The organism is Paenibacillus hemerocallicola, from assembly GCF_006265175.1.
GTDB classification, from domain to species: Bacteria; Bacillota; Bacilli; order Paenibacillales; family NBRC-103111; genus Paenibacillus_AB; species Paenibacillus_AB hemerocallicola.
Genome location: NZ_VDCQ01000057.1, coordinates 33081 through 58287 on the forward strand (window position 1 = coordinate 33081; position 25207 = coordinate 58287).

The 25207-nt window shown below is 54.3% G+C and carries 26 protein-coding genes and 1 tRNA gene; all 27 read right to left on the reverse strand.

The window, feature by feature from the left end:
- Positions 1–38: 38 nt before the first annotated feature.
- A complete protein-coding gene (gene spoIIE, locus FE784_RS30085; RefSeq protein WP_139605969.1) occupies positions 39–2531 on the reverse strand; it encodes a stage II sporulation protein E in 2493 nt (830 codons plus the stop codon).
- Between the two features lie 347 nt (positions 2532–2878).
- Positions 2879–2952: transfer RNA gene (locus FE784_RS30090), tRNA-Met, on the reverse strand.
- 175 nt (positions 2953–3127) lie between these two features.
- Entirely contained in the window at positions 3128–3601 is a 474-nt protein-coding gene (locus FE784_RS30095) for a S1 domain-containing RNA-binding protein (RefSeq protein ID WP_139605970.1), read from the reverse strand.
- 181 nt (positions 3602–3782) lie between these two features.
- Complete coding sequence (locus FE784_RS30100; protein WP_139605971.1) at positions 3783–4106, reverse strand: FtsB family cell division protein; 324 nt, start codon at positions 4104–4106, stop codon at positions 3783–3785.
- A 31-nt stretch (positions 4107–4137) separates the two neighbouring features.
- Entirely contained in the window at positions 4138–4728 is a 591-nt protein-coding gene (yabQ, locus tag FE784_RS30105; RefSeq protein WP_246132251.1) for a spore cortex biosynthesis protein YabQ, read from the reverse strand.
- Positions 4725–5006, reverse strand: a complete 282-nt coding sequence (yabP, locus tag FE784_RS30110) for a sporulation protein YabP (protein WP_139605972.1) — start codon at positions 5004–5006, stop codon at positions 4725–4727. Before yabP ends, yabQ begins: the two co-directional genes overlap by 4 nt.
- Before the next feature lie 118 nt (positions 5007–5124).
- Positions 5125–5385 (reverse strand): RNA-binding S4 domain-containing protein, encoded by a 261-nt coding sequence (locus tag FE784_RS30115; protein WP_139605973.1) that lies wholly within the window; start codon positions 5383–5385, stop codon positions 5125–5127.
- A complete protein-coding gene (locus tag FE784_RS30120; RefSeq protein WP_139605974.1) occupies positions 5385–5657 on the reverse strand; it encodes an HU family DNA-binding protein in 273 nt (90 codons plus the stop codon). The genes FE784_RS30115 and FE784_RS30120 overlap by 1 nt, the downstream gene beginning before the upstream one ends.
- Before the next feature lie 112 nt (positions 5658–5769).
- The gene (yabN, locus tag FE784_RS30125; protein WP_139605975.1) at positions 5770–7260 is read right to left on the reverse strand and encodes a bifunctional methyltransferase/pyrophosphohydrolase YabN; all 1491 of its coding nucleotides are present in this window, start codon (positions 7258–7260) and stop codon (positions 5770–5772) included.
- A 12-nt stretch (positions 7261–7272) separates the two neighbouring features.
- Entirely contained in the window at positions 7273–8949 is a 1677-nt protein-coding gene (locus FE784_RS30130) for a putative polysaccharide biosynthesis protein (RefSeq protein WP_246132254.1), read from the reverse strand.
- Between the two features lie 162 nt (positions 8950–9111).
- Entirely contained in the window at positions 9112–9654 is a 543-nt protein-coding gene (gene spoVT, locus FE784_RS30135) for a stage V sporulation protein T (protein WP_139605976.1), read from the reverse strand.
- Positions 9655–9850: 196 nt separating this feature from the next.
- Positions 9851–10921 carry a peptidylprolyl isomerase gene (locus tag FE784_RS30140; protein ID WP_139605977.1) on the reverse strand — a complete coding sequence of 357 codons (1071 nt, stop codon included), beginning with the start codon at positions 10919–10921 and terminating at the stop codon, positions 9851–9853.
- A complete protein-coding gene (gene mfd / locus FE784_RS30145) occupies positions 10908–14429 on the reverse strand; it encodes a transcription-repair coupling factor (protein WP_139605978.1) in 3522 nt (1173 codons plus the stop codon). Before mfd ends, FE784_RS30140 begins: the two co-directional genes overlap by 14 nt.
- Before the next feature lie 115 nt (positions 14430–14544).
- The gene (gene fin / locus FE784_RS30150) at positions 14545–14775 is read right to left on the reverse strand and encodes an anti-sigma-F factor Fin (protein ID WP_139605979.1); all 231 of its coding nucleotides are present in this window, start codon (positions 14773–14775) and stop codon (positions 14545–14547) included.
- A gap of 160 nt (positions 14776–14935) precedes the next feature.
- Positions 14936–15496: an aminoacyl-tRNA hydrolase gene (gene pth, locus FE784_RS30155; protein WP_139605980.1), complete on the reverse strand. Its 561-nt coding sequence runs from the start codon at positions 15494–15496 to the stop codon at positions 14936–14938.
- Between the two features lie 403 nt (positions 15497–15899).
- Positions 15900–16529 carry a 50S ribosomal protein L25 gene (locus FE784_RS30165; RefSeq protein ID WP_139605982.1) on the reverse strand — a complete coding sequence of 210 codons (630 nt, stop codon included), beginning with the start codon at positions 16527–16529 and terminating at the stop codon, positions 15900–15902.
- 125 nt (positions 16530–16654) lie between these two features.
- Positions 16655–18055 carry a bifunctional UDP-N-acetylglucosamine diphosphorylase/glucosamine-1-phosphate N-acetyltransferase GlmU gene (gene glmU / locus FE784_RS30170; protein ID WP_139605983.1) on the reverse strand — a complete coding sequence of 467 codons (1401 nt, stop codon included), beginning with the start codon at positions 18053–18055 and terminating at the stop codon, positions 16655–16657.
- A gap of 104 nt (positions 18056–18159) precedes the next feature.
- Positions 18160–18444: a septation regulator SpoVG gene (gene spoVG / locus FE784_RS30175; RefSeq protein WP_138883611.1), complete on the reverse strand. Its 285-nt coding sequence runs from the start codon at positions 18442–18444 to the stop codon at positions 18160–18162.
- Between the two features lie 114 nt (positions 18445–18558).
- Complete coding sequence (locus FE784_RS30180) at positions 18559–18951, reverse strand: RidA family protein (protein WP_139605984.1); 393 nt, start codon at positions 18949–18951, stop codon at positions 18559–18561.
- Positions 18952–18987: 36 nt separating this feature from the next.
- Positions 18988–19809 carry a pur operon repressor gene (gene purR, locus FE784_RS30185; RefSeq protein WP_139605985.1) on the reverse strand — a complete coding sequence of 274 codons (822 nt, stop codon included), beginning with the start codon at positions 19807–19809 and terminating at the stop codon, positions 18988–18990.
- Positions 19810–19889: 80 nt separating this feature from the next.
- Entirely contained in the window at positions 19890–20744 is an 855-nt protein-coding gene (ispE, locus tag FE784_RS30190) for a 4-(cytidine 5'-diphospho)-2-C-methyl-D-erythritol kinase (RefSeq protein WP_139605986.1), read from the reverse strand.
- A gap of 113 nt (positions 20745–20857) precedes the next feature.
- Complete coding sequence (locus tag FE784_RS30195) at positions 20858–21046, reverse strand: small, acid-soluble spore protein, alpha/beta type (protein ID WP_139605987.1); 189 nt, start codon at positions 21044–21046, stop codon at positions 20858–20860.
- A 90-nt stretch (positions 21047–21136) separates the two neighbouring features.
- Positions 21137–21412: a biofilm formation stimulator Veg gene (gene veg, locus FE784_RS30200; RefSeq protein ID WP_110843831.1), complete on the reverse strand. Its 276-nt coding sequence runs from the start codon at positions 21410–21412 to the stop codon at positions 21137–21139.
- A gap of 217 nt (positions 21413–21629) precedes the next feature.
- Entirely contained in the window at positions 21630–22496 is an 867-nt protein-coding gene (gene yabG, locus FE784_RS30205; protein WP_139605988.1) for a sporulation peptidase YabG, read from the reverse strand.
- A 52-nt stretch (positions 22497–22548) separates the two neighbouring features.
- The gene (gene rsmA / locus FE784_RS30210) at positions 22549–23445 is read right to left on the reverse strand and encodes a 16S rRNA (adenine(1518)-N(6)/adenine(1519)-N(6))-dimethyltransferase RsmA (protein WP_139605989.1); all 897 of its coding nucleotides are present in this window, start codon (positions 23443–23445) and stop codon (positions 22549–22551) included.
- The gene (gene rnmV / locus FE784_RS30215; RefSeq protein ID WP_139605990.1) at positions 23442–24011 is read right to left on the reverse strand and encodes a ribonuclease M5; all 570 of its coding nucleotides are present in this window, start codon (positions 24009–24011) and stop codon (positions 23442–23444) included. The genes rsmA and rnmV overlap by 4 nt, the downstream gene beginning before the upstream one ends.
- Positions 24012–24156: 145 nt before the next feature.
- Positions 24157–25128: a resuscitation-promoting factor gene (locus FE784_RS30220; RefSeq protein WP_342779146.1), complete on the reverse strand. Its 972-nt coding sequence runs from the start codon at positions 25126–25128 to the stop codon at positions 24157–24159.
- Between the last annotated feature and the right edge of the window lie 79 nt (positions 25129–25207).

Here is a 25207-nt window from a genome sequence, read left to right on the forward strand (position 1 = left end):
TTCACTTAACGGGAGCACCGGCCGGATCCGACCGGCTGTCAACTGACCGTTCTCGGCCGTTCCACTTTGGTCACCCCCTGCCAGCGGAATGTAGCCCATTCCGGCTTGTATTTTTCGACCCGGGCGACGACGACGGTCATGTCGTCCATAATTTCGCCCTGATGGTAGCGTACGATCGTCTCCAGCAGGCAATCGGCGAAAACTTGCGGCTCCTCCTCGTCGATTCCTTGTATAATCCGTTTCATCCACATCTCCTTATTGACGGCCGGCCCCGGCGCGTCAAAGATGCCGTCCGTCATCATGATCAGCGTATCGCCGGGCATCAGTTGCATCGAAATGAGATCCACATCGATGTCCTGCAAAATGCCGATCGGCAGGTTGTTTGCCGAAATCTGGATCACTTCCGTTCCCCTCTTGATGTAGCTCGGCGTCGAGCCTATTTTCATAAAGGTCGTTTTCGCGCTGTACTGGTCGATTAGCGCAACGTCGACGGTGGCGAACATCTCGTCGGAAGAACGGAGCATCAATACCGAATTGACCGACTTGATCGCCAGCTTCTCATCCATGCCCGATTGCAGCAGCTGCTGCAAAATCGACAGCGCCGCGCTGCTCTCCGCACGCGCCCGTTCCCCGTTGCCCATCCCGTCGCTGAGCGCGACCGCGAATTTTCCATTCCCCAGCTCCACCGTACTGAAGCTGTCCCCCGACAATAAATCGCCCCCCTTGGCCGCGCAAGCGACGCCGGTTTCCACCTCGAACTCCTTGGCCGAGCAAAACAACACCGTAGCGTAGCCGTCTCCCCGGCTCGACACCTCCTCGTTTCGCACCGCGATGTTCTCCCCCAAGATGTCGGATAAGAGCGGCGCAATAATTTTCCGGCATTCATCGAATCCTTTCGTGTATTGGTGAATAATCTCGATCTCGACATTGCCTTCGTCCAGGCTAATAATGTCGATGCTGTGAATGGACAGCCCCAGGTCCTCCAGAGCGGAACGAATTTGCTCCTCCTGCAAAAACAACGCGTGTCCTTCCCGTTTGATTTCTTTCGCCAGGTCCTCCATCACCTGCGATACGCCCGTCAGCTGTTCCGCCACGAGCTGGCGGCTCTCCTGGATTTGCCGCTTCCAATGCAAATCGTGCTTGAACAGCCCATACTGCTGCTTCATTACGACAAGCACCTGGTCGGTCCGAACGCACACCTGCTTCCATTCGCCCGGAATATCCCTTTTCGCGAACGTTTCGCGGGCATCGATTTCGCTCATCATCTCGGTCATATATTTATAAGTTTGATAAAACTTGTCGTCCCAGCACTGCTTTCGCTTCCAGCACATGGCGCACGTTTCCGAGGCGACGGAGTTCATGAAATGCTCGACCTCCTTTTCCTTGGCCGCGCTTTCATCCATATGCGTAAGCTGCTTGAAGCTGCGGGACAGTTGACGGAATACTTCGGAGAACTGCTGAACCCGGCCGGCCGTAATATCCCGGACCCGCTTGGCATAATCGTGCTGGGACTTCATATTTTCCTGCGTGCCCGGGACGTATTTGGCGATCGTTTGTATGAAGCTCCGGGGCGTGAGCAGGAAAAGGAGAACTGCCGCCACCGATTCCCACGTCGAGCTCATTACCTCCGTCTGACTGCCGATATAAATGGACAAGATGGAGGAGCCGAGCAGCATGCCGAACGCTACCGCCATCCGGTTCGCTTCCTTCAGCAAGCCGGCCAGCATGCCGGAGAAGGCGAGCAGACTCATCTGATAGATTGCGTTCACGTCGGCCAAGCTCAGGATGAGACCGGTAATGACGCCTACGGACGCTCCCAAAGGAGCTCCGCCTACAAGGGCGAACATCAGGATCAAATATCTCGACAGCACGTGCTCCAGCGACACCGATTGAATAATCCAACCTACCGTCCCGGTCATGACCGAACCAAGCAATATGATGAGACAAATGATTTCTTCATTTTTCAAATAATAGCTTTTTCGCGTCAGCGTAAATACGGGGAGCGCCTGTATGAATATGAGCGTGAGCACGAAGCTCAGAGCGGCTTCGACCGCCGTCAGCATCAGCGTGTACCAGGTTAGCTCGGAGGCGACGAGGCATCCGAACAGTTGGACCGTAAAGGCGGAGGTAAATACGATAATCGGTGCATACGACAGATCCGCCCGCTCATATTTTTCCAGCCCCTTCTGAATGAGCAGAAACACCAGCATCTCCGTTAAAATGTAACCGGTCTTGATTTCGAGCGCGAACAGGCTGCCGAGCAGAAGAGAAAGGCCCACCCACCGCGTCAAATCTTTCCGCACGAAGTAGACCACGGCGAAATACGCGATTGCAAAGGGAGCCAACTGCTCCAGAATCATCGCCCTGCCTAGCAGGAAAGCCATTGCGACAAGCACGAATGCCCATTTCTTGGCGATCACCGACTGGACGAACCGGTTTTCCATCAGCGTGCGCTTGCTGCCGGCTTTAGCCTTCTGCATCATTCCGCTCAAAGGTGCGGACTTCAAATCGAGAACGTTCCACTTTTGCATCTTACGGGACACCACCTTATTCGTTTTCGTGTGTTCCCTATTATAAAAACAATCTAGTATAAAGTTTGTCACAATGAGTTGATAGACTGAAAGAATTTTCCGACAAAAAAAGCCGGGGCGCGCGGTGCCCCGGATGCGTTGGTACGCTTGCGCTCCCGACGTTTCCGAAAAACGGCTGCGCCGCCCCGCTTGTCTTTTCTTCGGACGCAAAATAGCAAACCGGGCTCTCTTCCTAGTAAAACAGTGTCGATTCCGTAGCCGTCGGGGAAGCGGTCCGACAAAAGCAGTGGGAAAAAGGAAAAAAGCCCCGGACACGCCGTAACGTGTCGGAACTTTTGTCGGTTGAATAGCGGCAGAGGGGATCGAACCCCCGACCTCACGGGTATGAACCGTACGCTCTAGCCAGCTGAGCTACGCCGCCATAACAATTCGAAAGTATATACCAGAACCGGATCGTTGTCAACTTCGGACCCGGGATGCATCCGCACGGGACACCATGGCTTCCTGCCGTACCGGGACGCCGAAAGCCAAAAACGCCGACTGCCCTATACGGACGGCCGGCGTACCATTCATGTTGTTACGGGCTGGCTGCACGCTTACACCCTGCGCGCGCCTCTTCCGCCCCGCTTGCCCTCGGTGTTTTTCTTCAAAGACGAGATGCGTTCCTCGCTGTCCTTCAGGAAGCGCGACATCTTGTCCTCGAACGTAAGTCGGTTGGCGGTAGGTTTAAAGGGGCGACCACCACGGTCATTTCGGCCTCCGCGATCTTCGCGGTCCCGGTTGAATCCACGTTCAGGACGTTCAGGACGCTGCTGCTGCTGCTCTCCGGGCGGCTTGTCGACGGCTTGGCGAATGGACAGACCGATCTTGCCGTCTTTGTCCACATTGATTACCTTCACCAAAACTTTGTCTTCCAGCTTCAGATGATCATTAACGTCCTTCACATAATTGTCGGCAATTTCGGAGATGTGTACGAGACCGGTCACGCCTGCTGACAGCTCCACGAAAGCCCCGAAATGAGTAATGCCTGTCACCTTGCCTTCCAACTTGGTGCCCACTTCAATTGCCATAGAATGAAACGTTCCTCCCTAAAATATGTTGGAAATAATCTCTCATACCTATCCATACGCAATTCTCGCAACTTTTGCGACGGTTCGGGCCAAAAAAGTTGCACCAACAGGCAGGCGATGTGAGGATCGGATATGGAGATTATACAAGATCGACGACATAAAGGTCAATAAGGACGTGGGCTCACGGAGATTTGGGGGTATAGAACAACGTCTCTCCGGGTTTCGAATAGTGATACTCTTTGCGGATCTTCTGCAGTATATATTCGGGATCGTTCAGCCGCTCGATTTCTTTCTTGTATGCCTCATGCAATTGGACGGTTTCGATGCGCTTCTGATCCAGCTCCTCGACTTGCGCCGCCTTGACTCCGAGACGTCCTTGCTGATTCCATAAAATGAGAGCCGCCCAAGTCATAAAACCGACCATCGCAAATGCGAGCAGCCGAATGCGGCGGCGAGCGCCTTTATTCGATTGTTCCGGCTTACCGGCTTTTTTCGCTTCGCGCATTGCTTTAACGGTTCCTCCCATTCCGGTATGTTTATCCGTTTCTGCGAAACAACCGTTTGATGGCTTGTACCCATTTGCCGGACAGTCCGGTGAAGCGATTCCACCAGTCCGGGTTGCGAAGCCGCTTCCTTAACGGTTTCATGATCAATCGCCCCAAAAGTAGGAACGGATACATCAATTGTAACATAATTTTACCGATGAAAATAGTGAGCGCCCATAAAAATCCGAACAGTATGATAAGGAGTCGGTACAAAAGCAGGACCGGCTTAATAATAACGTACTCGACCGTTCTCCCGAGAAAGCGGATCAGCGCAAGGACAAGACGGATGCATAGCTGGACGAGACGGATCGTCAACCGGCTGGCCAGCCGGAAATACAGCCATACGCCGAGCAGCAGGCCCAGGAACACGTACACGCGGACTTGTCCGTCATTGCTGTACAATAGCGCGCGAAACACAAAAAGGGTGGCGACCATCCAATAGCCGATGTCGAGCAGCGGAACGAGCCAGCGGGGGGGCCGCAGCTGTCCGGATAAGACGCGGTAGACGTCGAACAGCGCTCCCATGAATGCGCCGCTGCCCGCCATGACGGATAAGGTGAGAAATTGGATTTGCAGGCTCACTTGAACAACTTCCCTAGAAACCCTTTGGATTTCTCGTGCGCGCTCGAATCCAGGTATGTGAGGCCGTGCACCATCCCTTCAATCGCCACGAGGCCTTGCTCCAGGTTCAAGTTTTTAATATGTAAATTTTGCCCTTTGATAGCCAGGAACCCGCATTCCGTCTCGAGCAGAAATTCCTCGCTGTCGAAGCTTTCCACGTTGAGCACGCCGGAAATTTCGAGCAGCTTGCGATTGAGCATCTTCACTTCCTGACGTTTTTGTTTGACCGGATCGATCATGGCATGTACCCCTCCCTCTTACGACTAGATTATGGGAGGGGGGCTCGTTTTAGAACAAAAACCTGGAAGTCCCGTACAAAGACGAAAACCGGCCCTATTGGCCGGTCTCTGCATGCGGTTATTCCGCATTCGATTCTTCCTTCAACACCGTATACATCTCGCCCGCTTCTTCCTTCCGGGTCGTTTCGGCGATCCTCTCCACGCGAACGGTCACGCTTTTCTGACCGAACCGGATAACTAGCTCGTCCCCGGTCTTCACGGTGCTGCTCGCTTTCGCTTCCCTTCCGTTGATCCAGATCCGACCTTGATCGGATACGTCCTTGGCGACCGTACGTCGCTTGATGAGCCTGGATACTTTCAGAAACTTGTCGAGACGCATTACTTAACGGCTTCTTTAAGCTTGTTGCCGGCTTTGAAAGCAGGAACTTTGGAAGCCGGGATTTTGATTTCTTGGCCCGTTTGCGGGTTGCGGCCCGTGCGGCCGGAACGAGTGCGGGTTTCGAACGTGCCGAAGCCGATCAGCTGTACTTTGCCGCCGGTGGACAAAGCGTCTGTTACTTCACCAAGAAAGCTGTTCAATACGGATTCTACATCCTTTTTGGACAATCCGCTTTTAGTAGCGATGTTGTTTACGAGATCTGTCTTATTCATCGTTAAATTCCTCCTAAAAAGTTGGCTTGAAGCTTCCGCGGGGAAAGCTGGGTTTGCATGGGCATTTTGCCTGTACGGTAGTATGTATTCTTTGTTGGCCGGGAAATTCCTTCTACGATCTTGCATTTTTCGAAAGTTTTTTTGCTTCTTGCCACAAAATTTCCATCTCCGGTAACCCAGTTTGGTCAAAAGTTTTGCCTTTTAGACGCAGCTGGCGCTCGATATAGCCGAATCTTTCCAAAAATTTGCGGTTTGTCGAAGCGAGCGCCTCTTCGGGATCAATCCGCAAAAACCGAGCCAGATTGACAACAGCAAACAACAAATCGCCCAGCTCTCCCGTTCGCTCGTCGTCGGAGGCTTCCTTCAGCTCGGCCAATTCTTCCTCGATCTTCGCGTATACCTCTTCCGTCCGTTCCCAGTCGAAGCCTACCTGAGCCGCCTTCTTCTGCAGCTTGTAAGCTTTCATGAGCCCGGGCAAATCCCGCGGTACTCCCGCAAGCACGGACAATTGCTCCACATCGATGCCTTTGCTGCGCTTCTCCTCCGCTTTCATCTCGTTCCAATTGCGCAGCGCCTCGTCCGCGTCGTTGGCTCCAAGCTCTCCGAACACGTGAGGATGGCGCCGGATCAGCTTATCGTTGAGACCCGCGATCACATCGTAGACGTCGAACGCTCCCGTCTCCGCCTCCATTTGGCTGTGGAGCATAATTTGCAGCAGCAGGTCGCCCAATTCCTCGCACATGGCCCCGGGGTCGTCGTCGTCGATCGTTTCCAGCACCTCGTACGTTTCTTCGATCAAATTTTTGCGGATGCTGGCGTGCGTCTGCTCCCGGTCCCAGGGACATCCGTCCGGACTGCGAAGAATATCGACGATTTCGCGCAGCCGCTCGAAGGTGCGATTGCGGACCGCTTCCTCTTCCGTACGTGGAACCCACACGAGCGACAAATTTCCATATCCCTCGATCCGGTCCAGCTCGTATAACGGCACCCTGACGATTCGTTCGCGTCCGGCTATCCCAAGCTCATGTCCGACTACGACCTCATGGTCGTCCGCAAGCACATTCATCAGAAACAGCTTGGCGTCCGATGCCGTGTTCGTATCGTATACTTGCGCGATCAGCGTATGCATGCGCGGCTCCAGACCCGCTCCGGATGCCGGAAGCGCGGTCGCGTCGAACAAGGCGAACCCTTCGATCGGATCGAACCCGAACCGCGAGAAGGCTTGATCCAGAAAGCTTTCTCCTCCGACTACGGCCAGATCGACGCCTTCGCCCGCGCATCGTTCGCGCAGCAGCCGGGTCGTCGATTCGGCCACCATCGGATGGCCGGGAACGGCGTATACGACATCCCGCTGCGACGTTCGGGCGAGTTCGAGCAATTGTTCCACGATAGCTGCGTATACTTCGGCAAAAGAGGGGCGAGATTCGTACAGCCCATCGAACGAGCAAACCGCTATGCCGTTCGCCCTCAAGTAATCGACGACGGGATGCTTGTCCGTTCGAACGTAAACGGGGTCGGCCGCCTGCAGCGTTTTCCAGACGCCCAGCGTCAGCTGGTTTTCATCTCCGGAGCCAAGTCCGACAACAGTAATGGATCGGGACATCATGAGCCTCCTTCAGTTAGGTAATATGCGCCATTTCCGCAAAATCCGCAGCAGCTTCGTCCCCAGCTTCGGTACCGCCGCGAGCTCGGTCGCGCTGATGGCCCCCGTACGGAACAGCATGACGCCGAACACGGACGCTCCGCAGCCGACGGAGACGATCGCTACCGCAGTTTGTCTCCACCTATAGGACAAATCCGGGAAAACGTTCGCGACCAAAAGGTCGGCGGCAAAGACGACGGCAGCCGTAACGATCGCCATCACCAAGGTAGACAGCAGCGGCTTCATGGCGAAATCGCGCCACGACAGCCGTCCGAAAGGAAAGCCTTTCAACCGGATCATGTTCAAGCCTGCGGCTGTGGCATAGGCAGCTATGGCGGATACGGCCGCGCCTTCGATTCCCCATAAGGGAACAAGCCATAAGTTCAGTCCTACCTTGACCGCAGCGGCGGCCAGCAGGTGATAGGCAGCGGCCCGCTCGGCGCCCAAGCCCTGCAGAATGGCGGCCGACACGATCTGCACGACGCTGAAAGCCGTAGTACAAGCCAAAATCATCATCGTGACTGATCCTGCAGCATCCTTGTAAAACATCACGTTTAACGGAACGGCAGTGACCGCCATTCCGGCCGAAGCAGCCAGCCCGATCAGCCATGTGAGACGCAGGGACGCCGCCGCGCTTCTCCGGACCTCCGCCAACGCGCCTCTGGCCTTTGCCTCGGATATGGCGGGAACGAGGGCAACGGACATGGAGGAGACGATCATCGCCACAAGCTGCACTAACGGAAGCCCGTGGTTGTACAGGCCGAATTGCCTCATCGCCTCCGCTTCGCCATAGCCGCTCTGCATAAGCAGTCTGGGTACCGTAAACGTATCCGCCAACGTCAGCATCGGCAGCACGATGGAGCCGAGACAAACCGGGAACGCATAAGCGATAAATCGCCGATAGCCGACGCGTCCCGCCTCACCGGCTCGCATCGTGCCGCTATCATCCGAGTACAGCCGTTTTTCTTTCTTCCGGTGCGAGCGCCAATAGACGCTCATGACGATCAGACCCGCCAACGCCCCCGCAGCCGAACCGAATGTAGCTCCGGCGGCAATCTCCGCATCGGAGGCGCCGGCTTGCACGAACGCGATCAGCAGCGCGACCATGACCGCCACGCGAATCAATTGCTCGGCCACTTGGGAAACTCCGGTCGGAGCCATATCGCCCAAGCCTTGAAAGTATCCCCTGAGCGTCGCCATGACGGGAACGAAGAACAGGGCGAACGATACGCTGCGCAGAGCGGCTTCCGTCTGTCCATTGCCGATCCACGAGGCCAGTATGCCCGCTCCGAAATATAACAAGACGAAGCAGGAAAGCCCCGTCGCGATCGATAGCGCCAGCGCCATTTTCAGCACGCCCAGAGCCCCCGCAGCGGAACCCCGCGCTCTTTCCTCGGCTACGAAACGGGACACCGCTATCGGGAAACCGGCCGTGGCCAAAAACAATATTAACGTATAAAGCGGATACACCGCATTGTAAATGCCGAACACGCTGTCTCCCGCCACGTTCTGCAGCGGAATTTTCTGCATCGTGCCGAGCAGCTTGGATACGACCGCCGCCGCACCGAGCACAACAGCTCCCTTGACGATCGCCCCGCCGGAGATCGTCGGCGGATTCGGGCTTTGCCGCATACGATTCCCCTTTCGCACAATGGACAAGCTAGCTTGCCCCCAAAATGAAGCGAACCTTGCCTATATTATATCCCCCCACGAAGCGGCGTCAAGCAACGCGCTTGAGGCAACAACAATAAAGCCCCCCGGCGTAACGTATTCCGTTCGCCGGGAAGCTTTTGATTGAACCTTCCTCATTCCTTACTGCTCCATCTGCTTAGCCAAAAAGCCCGCTGCCGTCTCCGCCATTTTCATTTCCATCTGCCCCATATTGACGGCATCGTCCTTGCTTACCAATATAACGGAACCGATCGGATCTCCGCCGGCCACGATCGGCGCGATCACGTAAGAGCTGTACGCTTCGTTAAAGTCCTTGATGATTTCGTATTGAGCGGAATTCGTCTCAAGCGACGTTTTGCGGTTTTCCATGCACGATTCGACGATCGCCCCGACCGGCTTCTCCAAATATTCTTTCTTGGAGCCTCCCGAGACGGCGATAACCGTATCCCGGTCCGTAATAATCGTAATATGATTCGTGCTCTCGTATAACGATTCGGCATACTCTTTGGCAAAATCGCCGAGCTCGCCGATAGGGGAATATTTCTTCAAGATGACCTCGCCATCGCGGTCGACGAATATTTCCAGCGGGTCTCCCTCGCGGATTCTGAGCGTGCGGCGAATTTCTTTCGGGATCACGACCCTGCCCAAATCATCGATCCGACGAACAATTCCAGTTGCTTTCATAATTCTGGATGCCTCACTTTCCAATGAAGTGTTTTAAATACGACTGGACGGTTATACTTGTATCCGCTAATCCTTGCAGGAGGCCTTTTCTTTAACTTTTGTTGTCTGCCCATAGTATGTTACTGCTCCCATTTTCTTATACAGGCAGTGGAAAAAAGAAAGACGTCCGCAATATCGGACGTCTTGGCATCGCATATTATTTGGCAGCAGGCGTCGTCAAGTTCGGAGTCGTTCCCGTTCCCGCCTCCGGCGCTGCAGGAGCCGCTTTCGGAAGCTTGTCCGTGTCGATTTTCTCGATCATGGCAGGCAAGTCCTTCTCGATAAAGTCGGAAACCTGCAGCTCGGCCAGCTCCGATTTGATGTCATCCTTCACTTGATCGAGCGTCTTGGTCGAACGGGCTTCCACTTTCATGACATGGTAGCCGAATTCGGTCTCGACGGGATCGCTGATTTTGCCGATCGGCAATTCGATCGCGGCTTTTTTGAAGCCTTCGACCCATTGGCCTACTTCGGCGTTTTCGTATTTGCCGCCCTTGTCCTTGGAGCCCCCGTCGTCGGAAAACTCTTTGGCGAGCGCCGCGAAATCGCCGCCGGCATCCAGCTTCTGCTTCACTTCCTGAGCGAGTTTTAGCGCTTCTTCCTTCGTGCGGATATCTTTTTCCTGGTTTTGGTCCTTAAGCGAGACGAGGATATGGCTGACTGTCGCGATCGTATACGCGTTCGTCGCCGCGTTCTCGTCGAACTTGGCCTTCACCTTGTCGTCGGTCACTTTCTTCTCGGCGTCGCCCAGTACGATCAAGCTTTTTAGAATATAATCATTAATGTCGTTCTGCGTCAGATTGGCCGTCTTCAGCTGGTTGTCGAACGCATTTTTGTCTCCGCCCTGCTGCTCGAAATATTGCTTGATTTGATTGATCTGCTCTTGCGTTTTCTTCTCCGCGTCCTTCTTCGACTGCTCGTCCGCTTTGGCGCCGAGCACCTTGAAGGCGATCAGCTGCTTCATCATATAATCCTGGAACGTAGGATCGGTGTCGAATTGGGCATACATCGGGTTGAAAAATTTGATCGAGTTGACGAAGGAATCGTATTCGCCCCTCGTTACTTTCCCGCCTTCCTTGTAGGTGGCTACAACCTCGGTATTCCCTGCTCCGCCGCTTGCAGTATTTTTATCTTTACCGCACCCGGTCAAGGCCATCGCCGCTACGACTAACGCCGCTAATGCGACGGACAGCCGGCGAGCGGTCTTGCTGCGGTTAATTGGCAACATGGCGCAACTCTCCTTTCGATTTCAAAGCCTCTTTGTATTGTACCAAAAATCGCTCCAGTATTTCGATGGAGTCTTCTGGCTTTAATCCCTTGCATTTCATCTGGATGACGATTTGAGAGCCCGGAATCAGCTTGACCCTTCCGTCATACTGCGCGGATAGGGCATGAAGCCGCTGACCGTCCAAATTGCCGTTTTCGCTTGAGTGGATTTTGAGCTGAATATCATCTCCCTTTTGCGAAATCGACTCTATCGCATAATTGGCGCCGTACACTTTCAATCGGGCCACAGCAAGCAGGTTCAGTACCGCCTGAGGCAAGTTGCCGAATCGATCCTCTATTTCCTCATACATGTCTTTCGCTTCCTCTAGGGTCTTGATGTTTGCCACTTTCTTGTAAATCTCAATCTTCTGCATACTATCATAAATATAGTCGGACGGTAAATAGGCATCGAGCGTCAGCTCGATCAGCGTAGCCGCCGCTACCTTCTCTGCCGGCTGCTCGCCGTGCATTTCCGCCTTCCGCTTGGCGATTTCCTCGCCCAGCATTTGGGTGTACAGGTCGAAGCCGACCGAGGCGATGAATCCGTGCTGCTCGGCCCCGAGCAAGTTGCCGGCGCCGCGGATGGCCAAGTCGCGCATCGCGATCTTGAACCCGGAGCCGAGCTCCGTAAATTCCTTGATCGCCTGCAGTCGCTTCTCCGCCACTTCGGTAAGCACTTTATCCCGCTGGTAAGTAAAGTACGCATAAGCGATCCGATTCGACCGGCCGACACGGCCGCGAAGCTGATACAGCTGGGAAAGCCCCATTTTGTCCGCATCATGCACGACCAGCGTATTTACATTCGGGATATCTACGCCGGTCTCGATAATGCTCGTGCTGACAAGGACGTCGTACTCTCCGTCCAGGAAATCGAGGATCGTCCGCTCCAACTCCTGCTCGGACATTTGGCCGTGGGCCACGCCGACCTTCGCATCCGGGACCAGAAACGAAATTTGCTCGGCCATCTGATTGATTCCCTGCACCCGGTTGAACAAATAATACACTTGCCCGTTTCTCGCGAGCTCTCGCTCGATGGCTTCCCGGACAAGGGCGTTGCTATGCTCGACGACGTATGTCTGCACGGGAAACCGGTTCTCGGGCGGAGTCTCGATGACCGATAAGTCGCGCACGCCGAGCATCGACATGTGCAGCGTACGAGGGATAGGCGTCGCCGTCAGCGTCAATACGTCGACATTCGTTTTGAGCCGTTTCAGCTTCTCCTTGTGCGATACGCCGAAGCGCTGCTCCTCGTCGACGATGAGCAGACCCAAATCTTTGAATACGAGATCCGTGGACAGCAGCCGATGCGTTCCGATTACGATATCGACCGTCCCCTGCTTCACGCCCTTGATCGTTTCCTTCTGCTCCTTCTGGGAACGGAACCGGCTCAATACTTTAATATTGATCGGGTAGTCGGAGAAACGTTCGCGGAACGTCTCGTAATGCTGCTGGGCGAGAATTGTCGTCGGTACGAGCACCGCCACCTGCTTGTTGTCGATCGCCGCCTTGAACGCCGCGCGCACCGCGACCTCCGTCTTGCCGTATCCGACGTCCCCGCATAATAAACGGTCCATCGGCCTGGAAAGTTCCATATCTTTTTTGATTTCCTCGATCGCTCTCAGCTGATCCGGCGTCTCGTCGTAAGGGAACATCCCTTCGAACTCCTGCTGGTATGTCGTATCCTTATTGAACCCGTAGCCGGAAGCTACTTGCCGTTCCGCGTAAAGCTTGATCAGATCGTCGGCGATGTCTTGAACGGTGCTGCGCACCTTGCTCTTGACCTTGGCCCAGTCCGCGCCGCCGAGCTTGTAAACCTTCGGCTCCTTCTCTTCGGAGCCTACATATTTCTGAATAAGATCGATCTGGTCGATCGGTACGGACAGCTTGTCGCCGCCGGCGTACAAAATATGCATGTAATCTTTATGAATGCCGCCTACCTCGAGCGTACCGATCCCGACATATTTGCCGATACCGTGATTGACGTGGACGACGTAGTCGCCCACCTTCAGCTCGCTGTAGCTTTTGATCCGCTCCGCATTATCGATTTTTTTATCGATTTTGCGCACCTTGCGGTTTTTCTGGGTGAACATCTCGCCTTCGGTAATAACGACAAGGTGGACGGAAGGCAGCTCGAAGCCGGCCTGCAAATTCCCGTTCAGGATCGCAGGCTCCTCGATTTCGTAGTCGCCGAGTACGCGCCGTACCCGATCTACGCGCTCCTCGCCGTTGGCCAGCACCATGACGCGGACCCCGGTCTTTTTCCACCGTTCCATCTCCGATTTGAGCACGTTCATCTGCCCGTGGAAGTTTTGCATCGCCCGGCACATGAAATTGACGATGTTCTGGGGCTGGGTTTGCGGAACCTGCCGCAAAAACAAAGAGACGTACAGCGTCGGATACGCGGTCCGATGCAAAATCGACTCATACGTTTTGGACATGGCGAAGCCCGGCAGCGATTTTCCTTCCTGGAGCAGGTTCGTCATCCACTCGGCTTCATCGCGCTCCAGCTGCTTCGACGTTTCGAGCAGCCGGCTAGGCTCGTCGATGACCAGAATCGCATCCTTCGGAATGTAATCCATCAGCGTATGCCGCTCCGGATACAATAAACCGATATACTTATACAGCCCGGCAAAAAACTGGGTCTCCCGCATCCGCTCGATTTCATGGCCGATTTCTTCCTTGAGACGGTCCTTCACTTGACGGTCGGTCATTCTCGCAAGCTGCTCCTGAAGCAAATCGAAGGCATGCTGGGCAGCATTTTGGAAGCGTTTTCTTTCGGCGATGAGTTCCTTGCAAGGCGTGATGACAACAGAGGAAAGCTTGTCGATCGAGCGCTGGTCGACCGCATCGAAGCTGCGGATCGAATCGACCTCCACGTCAAACAACTCCACCCTGTACGGGGTATCAGAGGTTAGCGGGTAAAAGTCGAGAATACCTCCGCGAACGCTCATTTCCCCCTTCGACTCTACCCGTTCGACCCGCTCGTAGCCGAGCTCCACCATGCGCTGCAGCAGCGAATCCAGATCGACCGTGTCCCCTACCTTAATCGCAAATTGGGCGTCGCGAAATACGGCGCTGGGAGGAAGCAGTTTGCGCACACCGGCGAATGGAACTACAACTACCCCTCTGAATCCGACAGCAAGCCGGGTCAGGGCGTCAATGCGCTGTGCCAGCGTCTCCGGGCTTGCCACGGCCGCTTCCGTCACCATCAGCTCATTGGCCGGGTACAGCAGCACCTGTTCCTCCGGCAAACATTCCAGCAAATCTTCGGTCATCTTCTGCGCCGAAAACATATTGTGCGTCACCACGAACACGGGGCGGTTCAGCTTCTCTGCGAGCGCGGCGATAAACACTTGCCGCGAAGAACCGGCCAAGCCCGATACGAGCTGCTCCCGCATGCCCGATTCGATGCCGGTGACAATGGATACAAATTCGCGATCCTCGGAAAATGCACGGATCAATGATTGCAAGGGAATACACTCCTTTATACGAGCAAACCAAAAAGAAAGCCTTGGTTAAAATACCGAGGCCTTTTATTTCGTATCCGACCGAATCTGGTTCTACAACGTTCCCTGCCGGCTCCGCTTATTGGAGCGGACTGGCTACCAGGTTCAATTCCGGGTGTTCGTCGAGCGCTTTGCGGCAATAGTCGCACGTAAGCTTGACGAGCACGTCGCCACTGTGGCTATACGTAATTATATCTCTGCGTTCTTCAGGGGTCAAGAAATGGAAACCGAGTTGGATTTCGTTTACCTGCGGATTGTCGATTTCCCCGAGATGCGCCGAGCAATGCCTGCACACATATTTGACTGCCATACTAAGCCCTCCCCACCGGTCGCAACCTTATTGGATCGTTCACGCTTACGTTCCAGTACGCAATGGCTGCCTGACGCGTAAAGCCATTTGTACTAGTATGAACAGATTGCCGCAAAATTAGCCATGACCGGGGGGGGGGATCGTTCCGTGTCTCGCGCTCCTACTGATTGAATTTGGCCATCGTTTTATCGAAATTATGCTCGAGCGCGAATTCCAGAGCGTCCACCGATTTTTGCACGGCGTCGGGAAGCGTCTTTGCCTCTTCTTTCGTAAAATCGGCCAGCACGTAGTCGACGATGCTGTAGCCGGGATCCGGACGCGATATGCCGACGCGTATCCGGTTGAAGGATTGAGTACCCGCATGCTGAATAATCGATTTGATGCCGTTATGCCCGCCGGCGCTGCCCTGGTAGCGAAGTCTGATTTGGCCGAACGGCGTGTCCATGTCGTCGTATACGACAATACAGTCCTCGAGAGGCGCTTTGTAGAAGTCCATAAACGCCCTCATCGATTCTCCCGACAAGTTCATATACGTCATCGGCTTGAGCAAGTGCACCTTTTCCCCTTTGAAATGCCCTTCGCCCACCAATGCCTTGAACTTGCTCTGGGCGATCGATATGCCCCATTGTTCGGCGGCACGATCAAGCACCATAAATCCGACGTTATGTCGGTTGTTGCGATACGCGGTTCCGGGATTGCCAAGTCCTACTATCCATTTCATAGCCCGATCAAATTCCTTTCAAAAAAAATTCAACTTCCATGCAACGAAATGCCCAGGCCGATTGTCTATGCTATCAAAATCAAATTTCAAGACGAGCGAGGGTGGAACTATGTATTCCAATGGCGATTCTATTAAAGAAGACCACCATTTCCAAGATCATATCGAACATCGAGTGCCCGTGCAAATTTATTTGGAGCAGCTTCACCGGGATATTGGCTATGTGGAACGCGTTACCCATTCGTTCATCAAAGTAAACAGCACTTATTACAATCGGGGTTTATATACGTTTATCTCACGTCCGGGATATTGATGGAAAGGCCTTCGTCCGGAAGTTTGCGGGAACAGAAAAGGGTTACGTATCCGGAACGGAACGTAACCCTTTGCCTTGGCCGTGGAAAGCCGCTCAGTCCTGCTTGACGGCTTCTCCTGCCGATTCGGTTTCCTTCGCCTCTTCGACGGCCGTCTCCGTTTCCTCGGCAGCCTTCTGCGGCACGAGAATGGTCGCCAGCACGGCATTATCGTCGGTCTTCAATTCGATTTCAGGCGGAAGCTGCAGATCCTTCGCCAGGAAGCTGCCTCCCAGCTCGAGCCCGCTAATGTCTACCGCGATCGAAGTCGGCAAATCCTGCGGCAAGCAGCGCACCTCAACCTCGTGAAGCACTGCGGTCAGCACGCCGCCTTCCCGTTGCGCCGGAGATTCTCCGGTAAATTCCAGACCTATCGTCGTGCGAATCGGTTCGTTCATATTGATCTGATGAAAATCGATGTGAAGCAAGCTGCGCTGAATGCTGTCGCGCTGAATGCCGTTGATCATGACCGGATGCTTTCCCTTATTTGGAATGTCCATCTCCACGATGGCGTGCGGATTATGCTTCAACAATGCCATCAGCTGCTTTTCATCGACGGATATCGGTGTGCTCGCTACTTTTTTGCCGTATACGACAGCCGGCACTTTGCCCTGCTCCCGCATTTTTTTCAAGTCGGATTTCGTTACGCTGTCGTTGCGGCTTTCCGCTTTCAAGGTCAAGTCCATAGTTCGAAATACCTCCTGACAAAATGGCTGGTCTATTCTAACTTACCCATCTTGTCCCGGATCGAAACATCTTGGAACGTTTCCGTAATCATATTTTCCGAAAACCGCCAATACGGTAAACGCTCCTAAGTGGATGACTTGTTCTGCTTGGCCGCTTTAAACTTGGCGCGCAGCTTCTCCGCATAGCCCTCTTTGTTCGTCTGCCGCTCCCTGGCGATGGCGACGTCGTTATCCGCCACGTCGTTGGTGATCGTCGAGCCAGCCACGAGGAAAGCGCCCTTGCCGATCGTAACAGGCGCTATCAGATTGACGTTGCTGCCGACGAACGCATCATCCCCGATAACGGTCTTATTCTTGTTGAAACCGTCATAGTTGACGGTTATCGCGCCGCAGCCGATGTTGACATTTTTGCCTACCTGCGCGTCGCCGATATAGCTCAAATGCGATACTTTCGCGCCCTCGTCCAGGAATGCGTTTTTGATTTCGACGAAGTCGCCGATCTTCACATTGCCCGCGAGCTTCGCCCCGGGGCGCAAATAAGCGAACGGCCCCACGGAAGATCCATCCCCGACCTCGGCTTCCGAGAGGATGGAATGCTTGATATGAACCCGCGCACCGACAACCGTATCCGTCAGCTCGCAGTTCGGACCGATCGAGCAGTCTTCCCCTATCGCCGTATTCCCGCGCAGCACCGTCCCCGGATGCAGGACCGTGTCCGCGCCGATCGCGACGTCCTTCTCGATATAAGTGTTGACGGGATCGACTATCGTTACCCCGTTCATCATATGTCCGCGATTGATTCGGTCCCGCATATATTTTTCGGCTTCCGACAACGCTACGCGATCGTTTACGCCGATCCACTCGGATTCGTCGTTCGTGCAGTAAGCAAGCACCGTCTCGCCCTGCTCGCGTAAAATGCCGACCACATCGGTAAAATAATATTCCTTCTGCGCATTGTCGTTCGTCACTTTAGCCAAAGCGGCGAACAGCTTGCGGTTATCGAAGCAATAAGTGCCTGCATTGATTTCCCGGATAGCATCCTGATCGGTGGAACAGTCCTTCTGCTCCACGATGCTCACCACATGCCCCTGCTCGTTGCGAACGATACGTCCGTATCCCCTGGGATCGTTCAAATTCGCACTCATAAGCGTAGCGGCTGCCCCTTGCTCCTGGTGAAGCCGAATCATCGCTTCGAGCGAATCCGGCCGGATAAGCGGCGTATCCCCGCAAATAACGACCGTGATGCCGTCCTCCTGCTCAAACAGCGGTTTAGCCATCAGTACGGCATGACCCGTACCGAGCTGTTCGGCCTGAAGGGCGAACTCGGCGCGTTCGCCTAGATAAGCTTTTACCTCTTCCGCCCCGTGACCGACGATCACGACCTTCCGGTCCACCCGCACAGCGTCCAGCACATCGAGCACGTGACCTACCATCGGCTTGCCGCATACCGGATGAAGCACCTTGTACAGCTTCGATTTCATCCGTTTGCCTTGCCCCGCGGCAAGCACAATTCCCAGTTTCCGCATTCGTCTTCACCCTCCCAAAGGCTCGATTCCTTATCGAATATATCGCAAATGCGCCAAAAAGAAAAGAGAGCCGAAAGTCAGGCTCTCTTCCCCGTCGCATGATCTCAGGCTCCTTCTTCGATAACTTCTTCCTCGCTGGAAACCCGTTCGTACTCAGCCAAAACGGCGGCTTGGATTTTCTCCCGAGTGGTAGAAGAAATCGGATGGGCGATATCGCGGAACTCGCCATCCGGCGTTCTCTTGCTCGGCATCGCTACGAACATCCCGTTGTTTCCGTCGATGACGCGAATGTCGTGAACGACAAATTCGTTGTCAATCGTAATGGAAGCAATCGCTTTCATTCTTCCCTCGGAATTCACCCGGCGAAGACGTACATCAGTAATCTGCAATTGTGTTCACCACCTTTAGACTATGCGAGACTTGGTGTATACTTCCACATCATGAAGCTGATTCCTCCTAGAATTTTCCGAAAAAATCGTTTTTTTTAAAATTTAATTTTCTATTTAAACTTTTTCGACAACTTTCGTCGCTATCAGTTCTATTTCGACAAGAACATCCTTGGGCAGGCGCGCCACTTCAACGGTTGAGCGGGCAGGCTTATGGTCTCCGAAGTAAGACGCATAGATTTGGTTGACGGCCGCAAACTGATTCATATCTTTAATAAACACGGTCGCCTTCACTACATGGGCAAAGGTCGAGCCGGCCTTTTCCAATACGGCGGACAAGTTCCGGAAAACCTGATGGGTTTGAGCTTCGATATCGCCCTCTACAAGCTGGCCGTTCTCGTCTAGCGGAATTTGTCCGGAGGTGAAGATCAGATCGCCGAACGTTACGGCTTGCGAGTAAGGCCCGATTGCCGCAGGCGCCTTTGTCGTGGATACGATTTCAATGGTCATGGCTAATTCCCCGTTTCGTTAATGTTTTTGATCCATCTATCCGTTATAGTAGCTCCCAGGCAGCACCGAAATTTGCTTCGTCTTCGGATCGACGCTCGTCAGCTTGGCGACGGATACGTAGTCATCGATCAGATGCTCGTCCACCTCGGCCGATTCGACGAATACGCCGACCCCTTGCACTGTCGCGCGGAACTCCTGCAGCAAATCGACCATGCCCTGGATCGTTCCGCCTGCACGCATGTAATCGTCGACGATCAGCACGTTCGATTGTTCCTTCAGCGCCCGGCGTCCGAGCGACATCGTGGAAATCCTTTTGGTCGAGCCCGATACGTAATTGATGCTGACCGCCGAGCCTTCCGTTACCCGATTGTCGCGCCGTACGATCACGACCGGCAAATTAAGAAACGAGGCCGTCGCATAAGCGAGCGGAATTCCTTTTGTCTCGACCGTCATGACGACGTCGAGAGGCTTGTCCGCGAAGGCTGTGGCGAACATTTTGCCGATTTTGTTGACGAGATTCGGCTGGCCGAGCATATCGCTCATATACAAGTAACCGCCCGGCAGTACCCGGTCGGGCTGCTCAAGCTGGTGTCGGATTTCTTTCAAAATATCGAGCGACGCCGCCTCGGATATTTTCGGGGCGAACTTCACCCCTCCGGCCGCCCCTGCCAGCGTATGAAGGTCGCCGAGCCCTTCGTCCTCGAATACTTCCTTAATGATCGCCAAATCCTCGCTGATCGACGACTTGGCGGAAGCGTACCGTTCCGCGAATACGGTAAGCGGTATTAGCGTGTGGGGGCGGAATAACAAATATTGCGTCATTTCCACCAATCTGGCACTTCTTTTCAATTTTTTCACGCGCCTCTCCCCCCACAACCGCAAAATTTCCGAATATTATACACAAAATATATCACTTTCATCCGGTTTTTCGCAACCGATTACGGTAAAAGACGAACCGCGTACACATCTTTGCAAAAGCCTCGCAGGCCGTTGTAAATGCGAGCCACCTTCGACTGCTTCTGCACGAGTCCGAATACGGTAGGCCCGCTGCCGGACATCATCGCCCCGTCCGCTCCGAGCCGCAGCATGCATTCCTTGATTTGTCTCACTTCCGGATAGTGCCGGATCGTTACATCCTCCAGCACGTTGCCCATCGCTTGGCACATGTCGCCAAAGCGCTTCTCGCGGATCGCATGCAGCATATCCGCCGTCGACGGATGCCGCTCGATGGATGCGGCATTCAGCCGGCCGTATATTTCCTGCGTCGAGACATGGATCGGGGGCTTGGCCAAAATGACCCAGCATTGCGGCGGCCCTTCGATCGGCTCGAGCTTCTCTCCCCGCCCCCGTGCGACAGCCGTTCCTCCCGTCACGCAGAACGGCACGTCGGAGCCGAGCTCCGCACCGAGCCTTTGCAGCTCCCCCGTAGGGATATTCAGCCTCCAGAGCCGATTCAGGCCGCGAAGCGCGGCAGCGGCGTCGCTGCTTCCTCCCGCGAGTCCGGCCGCTACCGGGATGCGCTTATCCAAATGAATATAGACGCCGCTCCGGACGTCATAACGTTCTTTAATCAGCTTGGCCGCTTGAAACGCCAAATTTTTCTCGTCGAGCGGAATATAGCCCGCCTGACTGGAGATGATGATCGTATCGCGCGGAAGCTCCTGCATTTCAAGACGGTCCGCCAAGTCGATCATGGTCATGACCATTTCGACCTCGTGATAGCCGTCGTCCCTTTTGCGCAGGACGTCGAGCAGCAAATTGATTTTCGCCGGCGCCTTCTCGTATATTTTCATAGCCCCACAACCTTTACCGAAGCGATAACTTTCCATATTATATCAAACGGTCAAAAGAAAAGCTAAAGCAGGTGGTCTGCTTTAGCTTTTCTTGCGTTTGCGGCGCGACTCGACTATCTGCGGGGAGTTTGCTTGGCGAGCTGCTGCTCCGCAAGCTGTATGGCGCGCTTCACCATATTGCCGGCGTCCTTCGCCTTGATGCCGCCCCAGCCTTCCTGTTGGACCGTATTGTAGAACCCGAGGTCCTTGGCAAGCTCATCCTTGAATTGCTCCGACATGACACCGCGTCTACGGCGACTCATCGCATCCAACCTCCTTTTCTTTGCGGGATTATCCGTAGTATGCAAAAAAAGCGGCGAAACGATTCGTTTCGCCGCCGTTACGCGTCATAGTTAATGTTGAATATAGGTGATCCGGACTTGACCTTCGTCCTGGCATACGGTCACTTCAACCGATTCGGTCAAAATGTCAGCGTAGCTGTAAGACACCCGTTTGAACGCATGCTGGTCTTGGTCCAGCTTGACGATAAATACAGAAGGGTAGGTTTCTTCCAACACTCCGGAGCGTTCGATGGTTTTTCGACGGCCCCCGTTTGCCCGCAACATGATCTTCTGCCCGACATGGGCTTCCAAACTGCGTTTGATTTCCAACAGCGCATTTTTAGCCATTGTCAACTACCACCTCTTTCCTTGTCTATTATATACGATCCAGCACCCTTTGTCAAGTCAAACCAAATATTATATCAGTCAAACAAAGTTATTGTCAATGCCCTTTCTATCGGGTTTTTCCGATTTTTGAGCCCAATTTCTCCTTTAACATTCACAAAGTGTTCAATTTTTATCCATTTCGATCGATATAAAACAAAAAAAGCACCTTTCGGCACTTTTATGTCGTCGCTTGCGTGTTCAGTTTCGGCAATCCGAGCCTGTAGCTCCCTCGCGTCTCCACACCCCCGAGACCGTCAAACCCGCTGATCGTATTGCGGATGACATCGACGATGTTCACCGTCTCCCTGACCGAGGTGAAAGCATTTTTGATGGCGATGCAGGACGGATCGAGCGCATGGATCAAAACTCGGGCGGGGGAGCTTGCGAAATTGGCGCCGGCTTTCATCAGCGCTTCGAAATGCGACTGGCAGGCACCGGCGATAATCGTTAGCGAATCCAAGCTGCGCTCGTACTGGCGGGCCATATGGATGGCGCTAACGAAATTGTGGGAGTTTTTATAGCTGTTCAGGTTGTTGATGTCACGGTCCTTCAGATGCTTCAGAATCCCGTCATGACCCGTTATGACCAAAATATCCGGCCTTACTTGCGGCAATAGCCGATACAGAGCTTGCGTCATGTTCGACTCCGTCACAAAGTATCCTTCCGCAGGAACGCGAAATTCGCCATACAGCGCCATGCTTTTGCGCAAATAGGTCGGATCTCCGTCCAAGTGCAGCACTTTGCCGGGCAGCTCGAAATAAGTATGAGGCGCTTTATCGGCACCGCCGAGCTCCGTCTGCTGTTTCTCGCGCTGCCACAGCCGGTAGCGGGCCAGCTCGCGCAGCGATTCGTTCACCTTCATCTGCGAGTAATGCTGCTGCAGCGGCCGGGCGTCTTGTACCGGCTGCAAATCCGAAACGGGCGAATCGGCCAGCAGCCGGAAGTCGACGCCCTTCAACACCGCGCGCCTCACTTCGATCGCGTCGATCTTAAAAATGACGTCGCCGCCGTAGGACTTCCGAACGACTAGTTCCCCTTGCTTCATACCACATCGCCTCCTCGACTATCTTATGGGCGATATGGGCGTTTGGTGCCTGTTACCGGAATTGCTTGCGGTATAGCCAGATGGCGTTGGCCAGACTTGCATATTCGGAAATGCTGAGCGTTTCTCCGCGTCGGGACGGATCTATGCCGCACTCGGCCAAAATGGCCTCCATCGCGGGCTTTTCCGGTTTGCCGAACAGACCGGCGAGCAAATTGTTGGACAGCGTCTTCCGCCGCTGGGCGAAGCACGCATGCACGACCTCGAAGAAGAAGCCTTCATCCTCCACGCGAACCGGCGGGGCTTCCCTCAGCTTCAGCCGGATAACGGCCGAGTCGACGTTCGGCTGAGGAATGAACACGGTAGGGGGCACGATGGTCACAATGTCGGGCACCGCATAGTACTGTACCGCGATGCTGAGACTCCCGTATTCCTTACCCCCGGGCTTGGCCGACATCCGATCGGCGACTTCCCGCTGGATCATGACGACGATATGCTCGAGCGGCAGCTTCTCCTCCAGCAGCTTCATAATGATCGGAGTCGTTACGTAATACGGCAGATTGGCTACTACGCTTACCCCCGAGCATCCGGCGAAGTGATCGTGCCAGAGCTTGCCCAGATCCAGCTTAAGCACATCGCCATGAACGACAGAGGCGTGCGGGTACGGCTCCAGCGTCTCTTTCAATATCGGCAGCAGCCGGCCGTCGATTTCCACGGCGACGACTTTGCCAGCCGCCTTGGCCAGCTGCTGGGTCAGCGCCCCGATTCCCGGTCCGATCTCCAGCGCCCCCTTGGAGGGGTCCAGCTTCGCCGCGGATGCGATATTGTGCAAAATATTGGCGTCGGTGAGAAAATTTTGCCCCAAACTTTTTTTCAACGTGAAGCCGTGCTTCTGAATAATCTCTTTCGTCCTTTTCGGGCTGGCCACATCGAATGCTCGAACGTCGCTCATGGCCTGTCACCGCCTTCCTGCAAGACGCTCATCCGCTCGTACGCCTGGGCGAATTCTTCCCGCCCGATGCGAAACATCCGGCAGCGCTTGTAAAATTGCTTTCCGTTGCAGTATCCGATGCCGAGCAATTTGCCCATCTCCAGCCTGCGGGCGGCCGCCTGCGGATGCACCAGCAGCCCGGCAGCCATTAGATCTTCCATCGTAACCTCGTACTCATGCCCGGTATCCGGTTCCATCTCGGTTCGCACATTCCCGAGCGCCTTTACAATAGCTTCCTTCGAGGCATTCTCCACGCCAATATCCGCCTTGCGCGTCGCTTCCTCCTGCGTCAGAAACGCATGCTTGCATCCCGGCACTCTGGCCGATATGATTTTGCGGATCCGCTCTCCGGCATGATCGGGATCGGTGAAAATAATAACACCGCGCCGCTCTTGCGCAAGCTCGATACGCTTTAATGTCGTTTCATTGATCGCGGAGCCGCCCGTCTCGATCGTCTCGGCCTCCACGGCTCTGCGAATGGCGACCGTATCGTCCCGGCCTTCGACGACAATGATTTCTCGGATCATGGCTTTCGTTTCCTTTCGCTGTACGAACAAAAAGAAGAGGGCTCGCCTCTTCTTTCGCATGGGTAACTTATTTATTAATAATACCGGATGGAGCCGTTACAATCAAATGGTATGCGGGTAATAATACATAGCGTTGAATACGGAATCAGTTCATGACCGGTTTATCCTTGCCGATAATGTATACCTTGTAGCCGCGCTTCAAGCCGAAGCGTTTCGCATAAGAGGGGTTCTCGAAATAAACGTCAATCATGTTTCCTTTGACGCCGCTGCCGGTATCTTCCGCACGTCGCAGACCGATCCCTTCGATGTACACCCACCAGCCGATCGGAATGACCTTCGGATCGACCGCGATCGTACGCCCTTCGCTTACTCTGGCTCCGGAGGACGTAATCCCGTATTGCGGGTGATCGCTAGATTTGCCCGTGGAAGCCGCATCGATGGAGTATGCCGTTAACGAGACGTTATTCAAAATTTGCTTGTAGGCGAACTTGACGTCGTCCTTCGTTACCTCGTCGATATCCGGGGAAGCCGCCGACAAGACGACAACCGGATTTTTCGTGCCGAGAGCGACGACGCGGTTGACGCTTTCCTGCTCGACCTTCAGATCGACCACATTCTCGGCCACAAGCTGACCATCCTCGAACACTTTCTCGATTTTTTTCGCCAGAACGCCTTCCTTGCCTTCGGCGACGATCTGCTCCTTGCCCTTGAGCAAGTTCGGATCGTTCTGCTTCACCGTATCGAACGGAATCGTTTCCGTCTGATCTTCCAGCTGCTTCTCTACCCGTACGATTTGAATCGGCGTGTAGGCCACGACCGCTTCCGTGGGCGCAGGAGACAGTTTATCCAATTCCCCGAGCTCTACTTTCAAATCCTGAAGCGCTTCCGCAATCGTATTGGCTACCGTGTACCGGGTCTCCGTCTTGCCATCCGCCGTTACTTGAACGGGAATCGCATGTTGGATGGCGAATGTGTCGCCGTGCTTTATCTTAGTATCGAGTCCCGTCGACACCCTGTCGTGCTCGCTAACGGAAACTTGCTGCTCCTCGAGAAGAGCGGATAACGTGGACTGCTTCGTCTGGATCTGTTTTTCTTCCCCATTGACGACGAGCGCCACTTTTTTTATTGACGTCCCATGTAAAAGCAATACAAACATAACTGTCATTACGATCGAAAACAAAGCGCCTATTGAGATC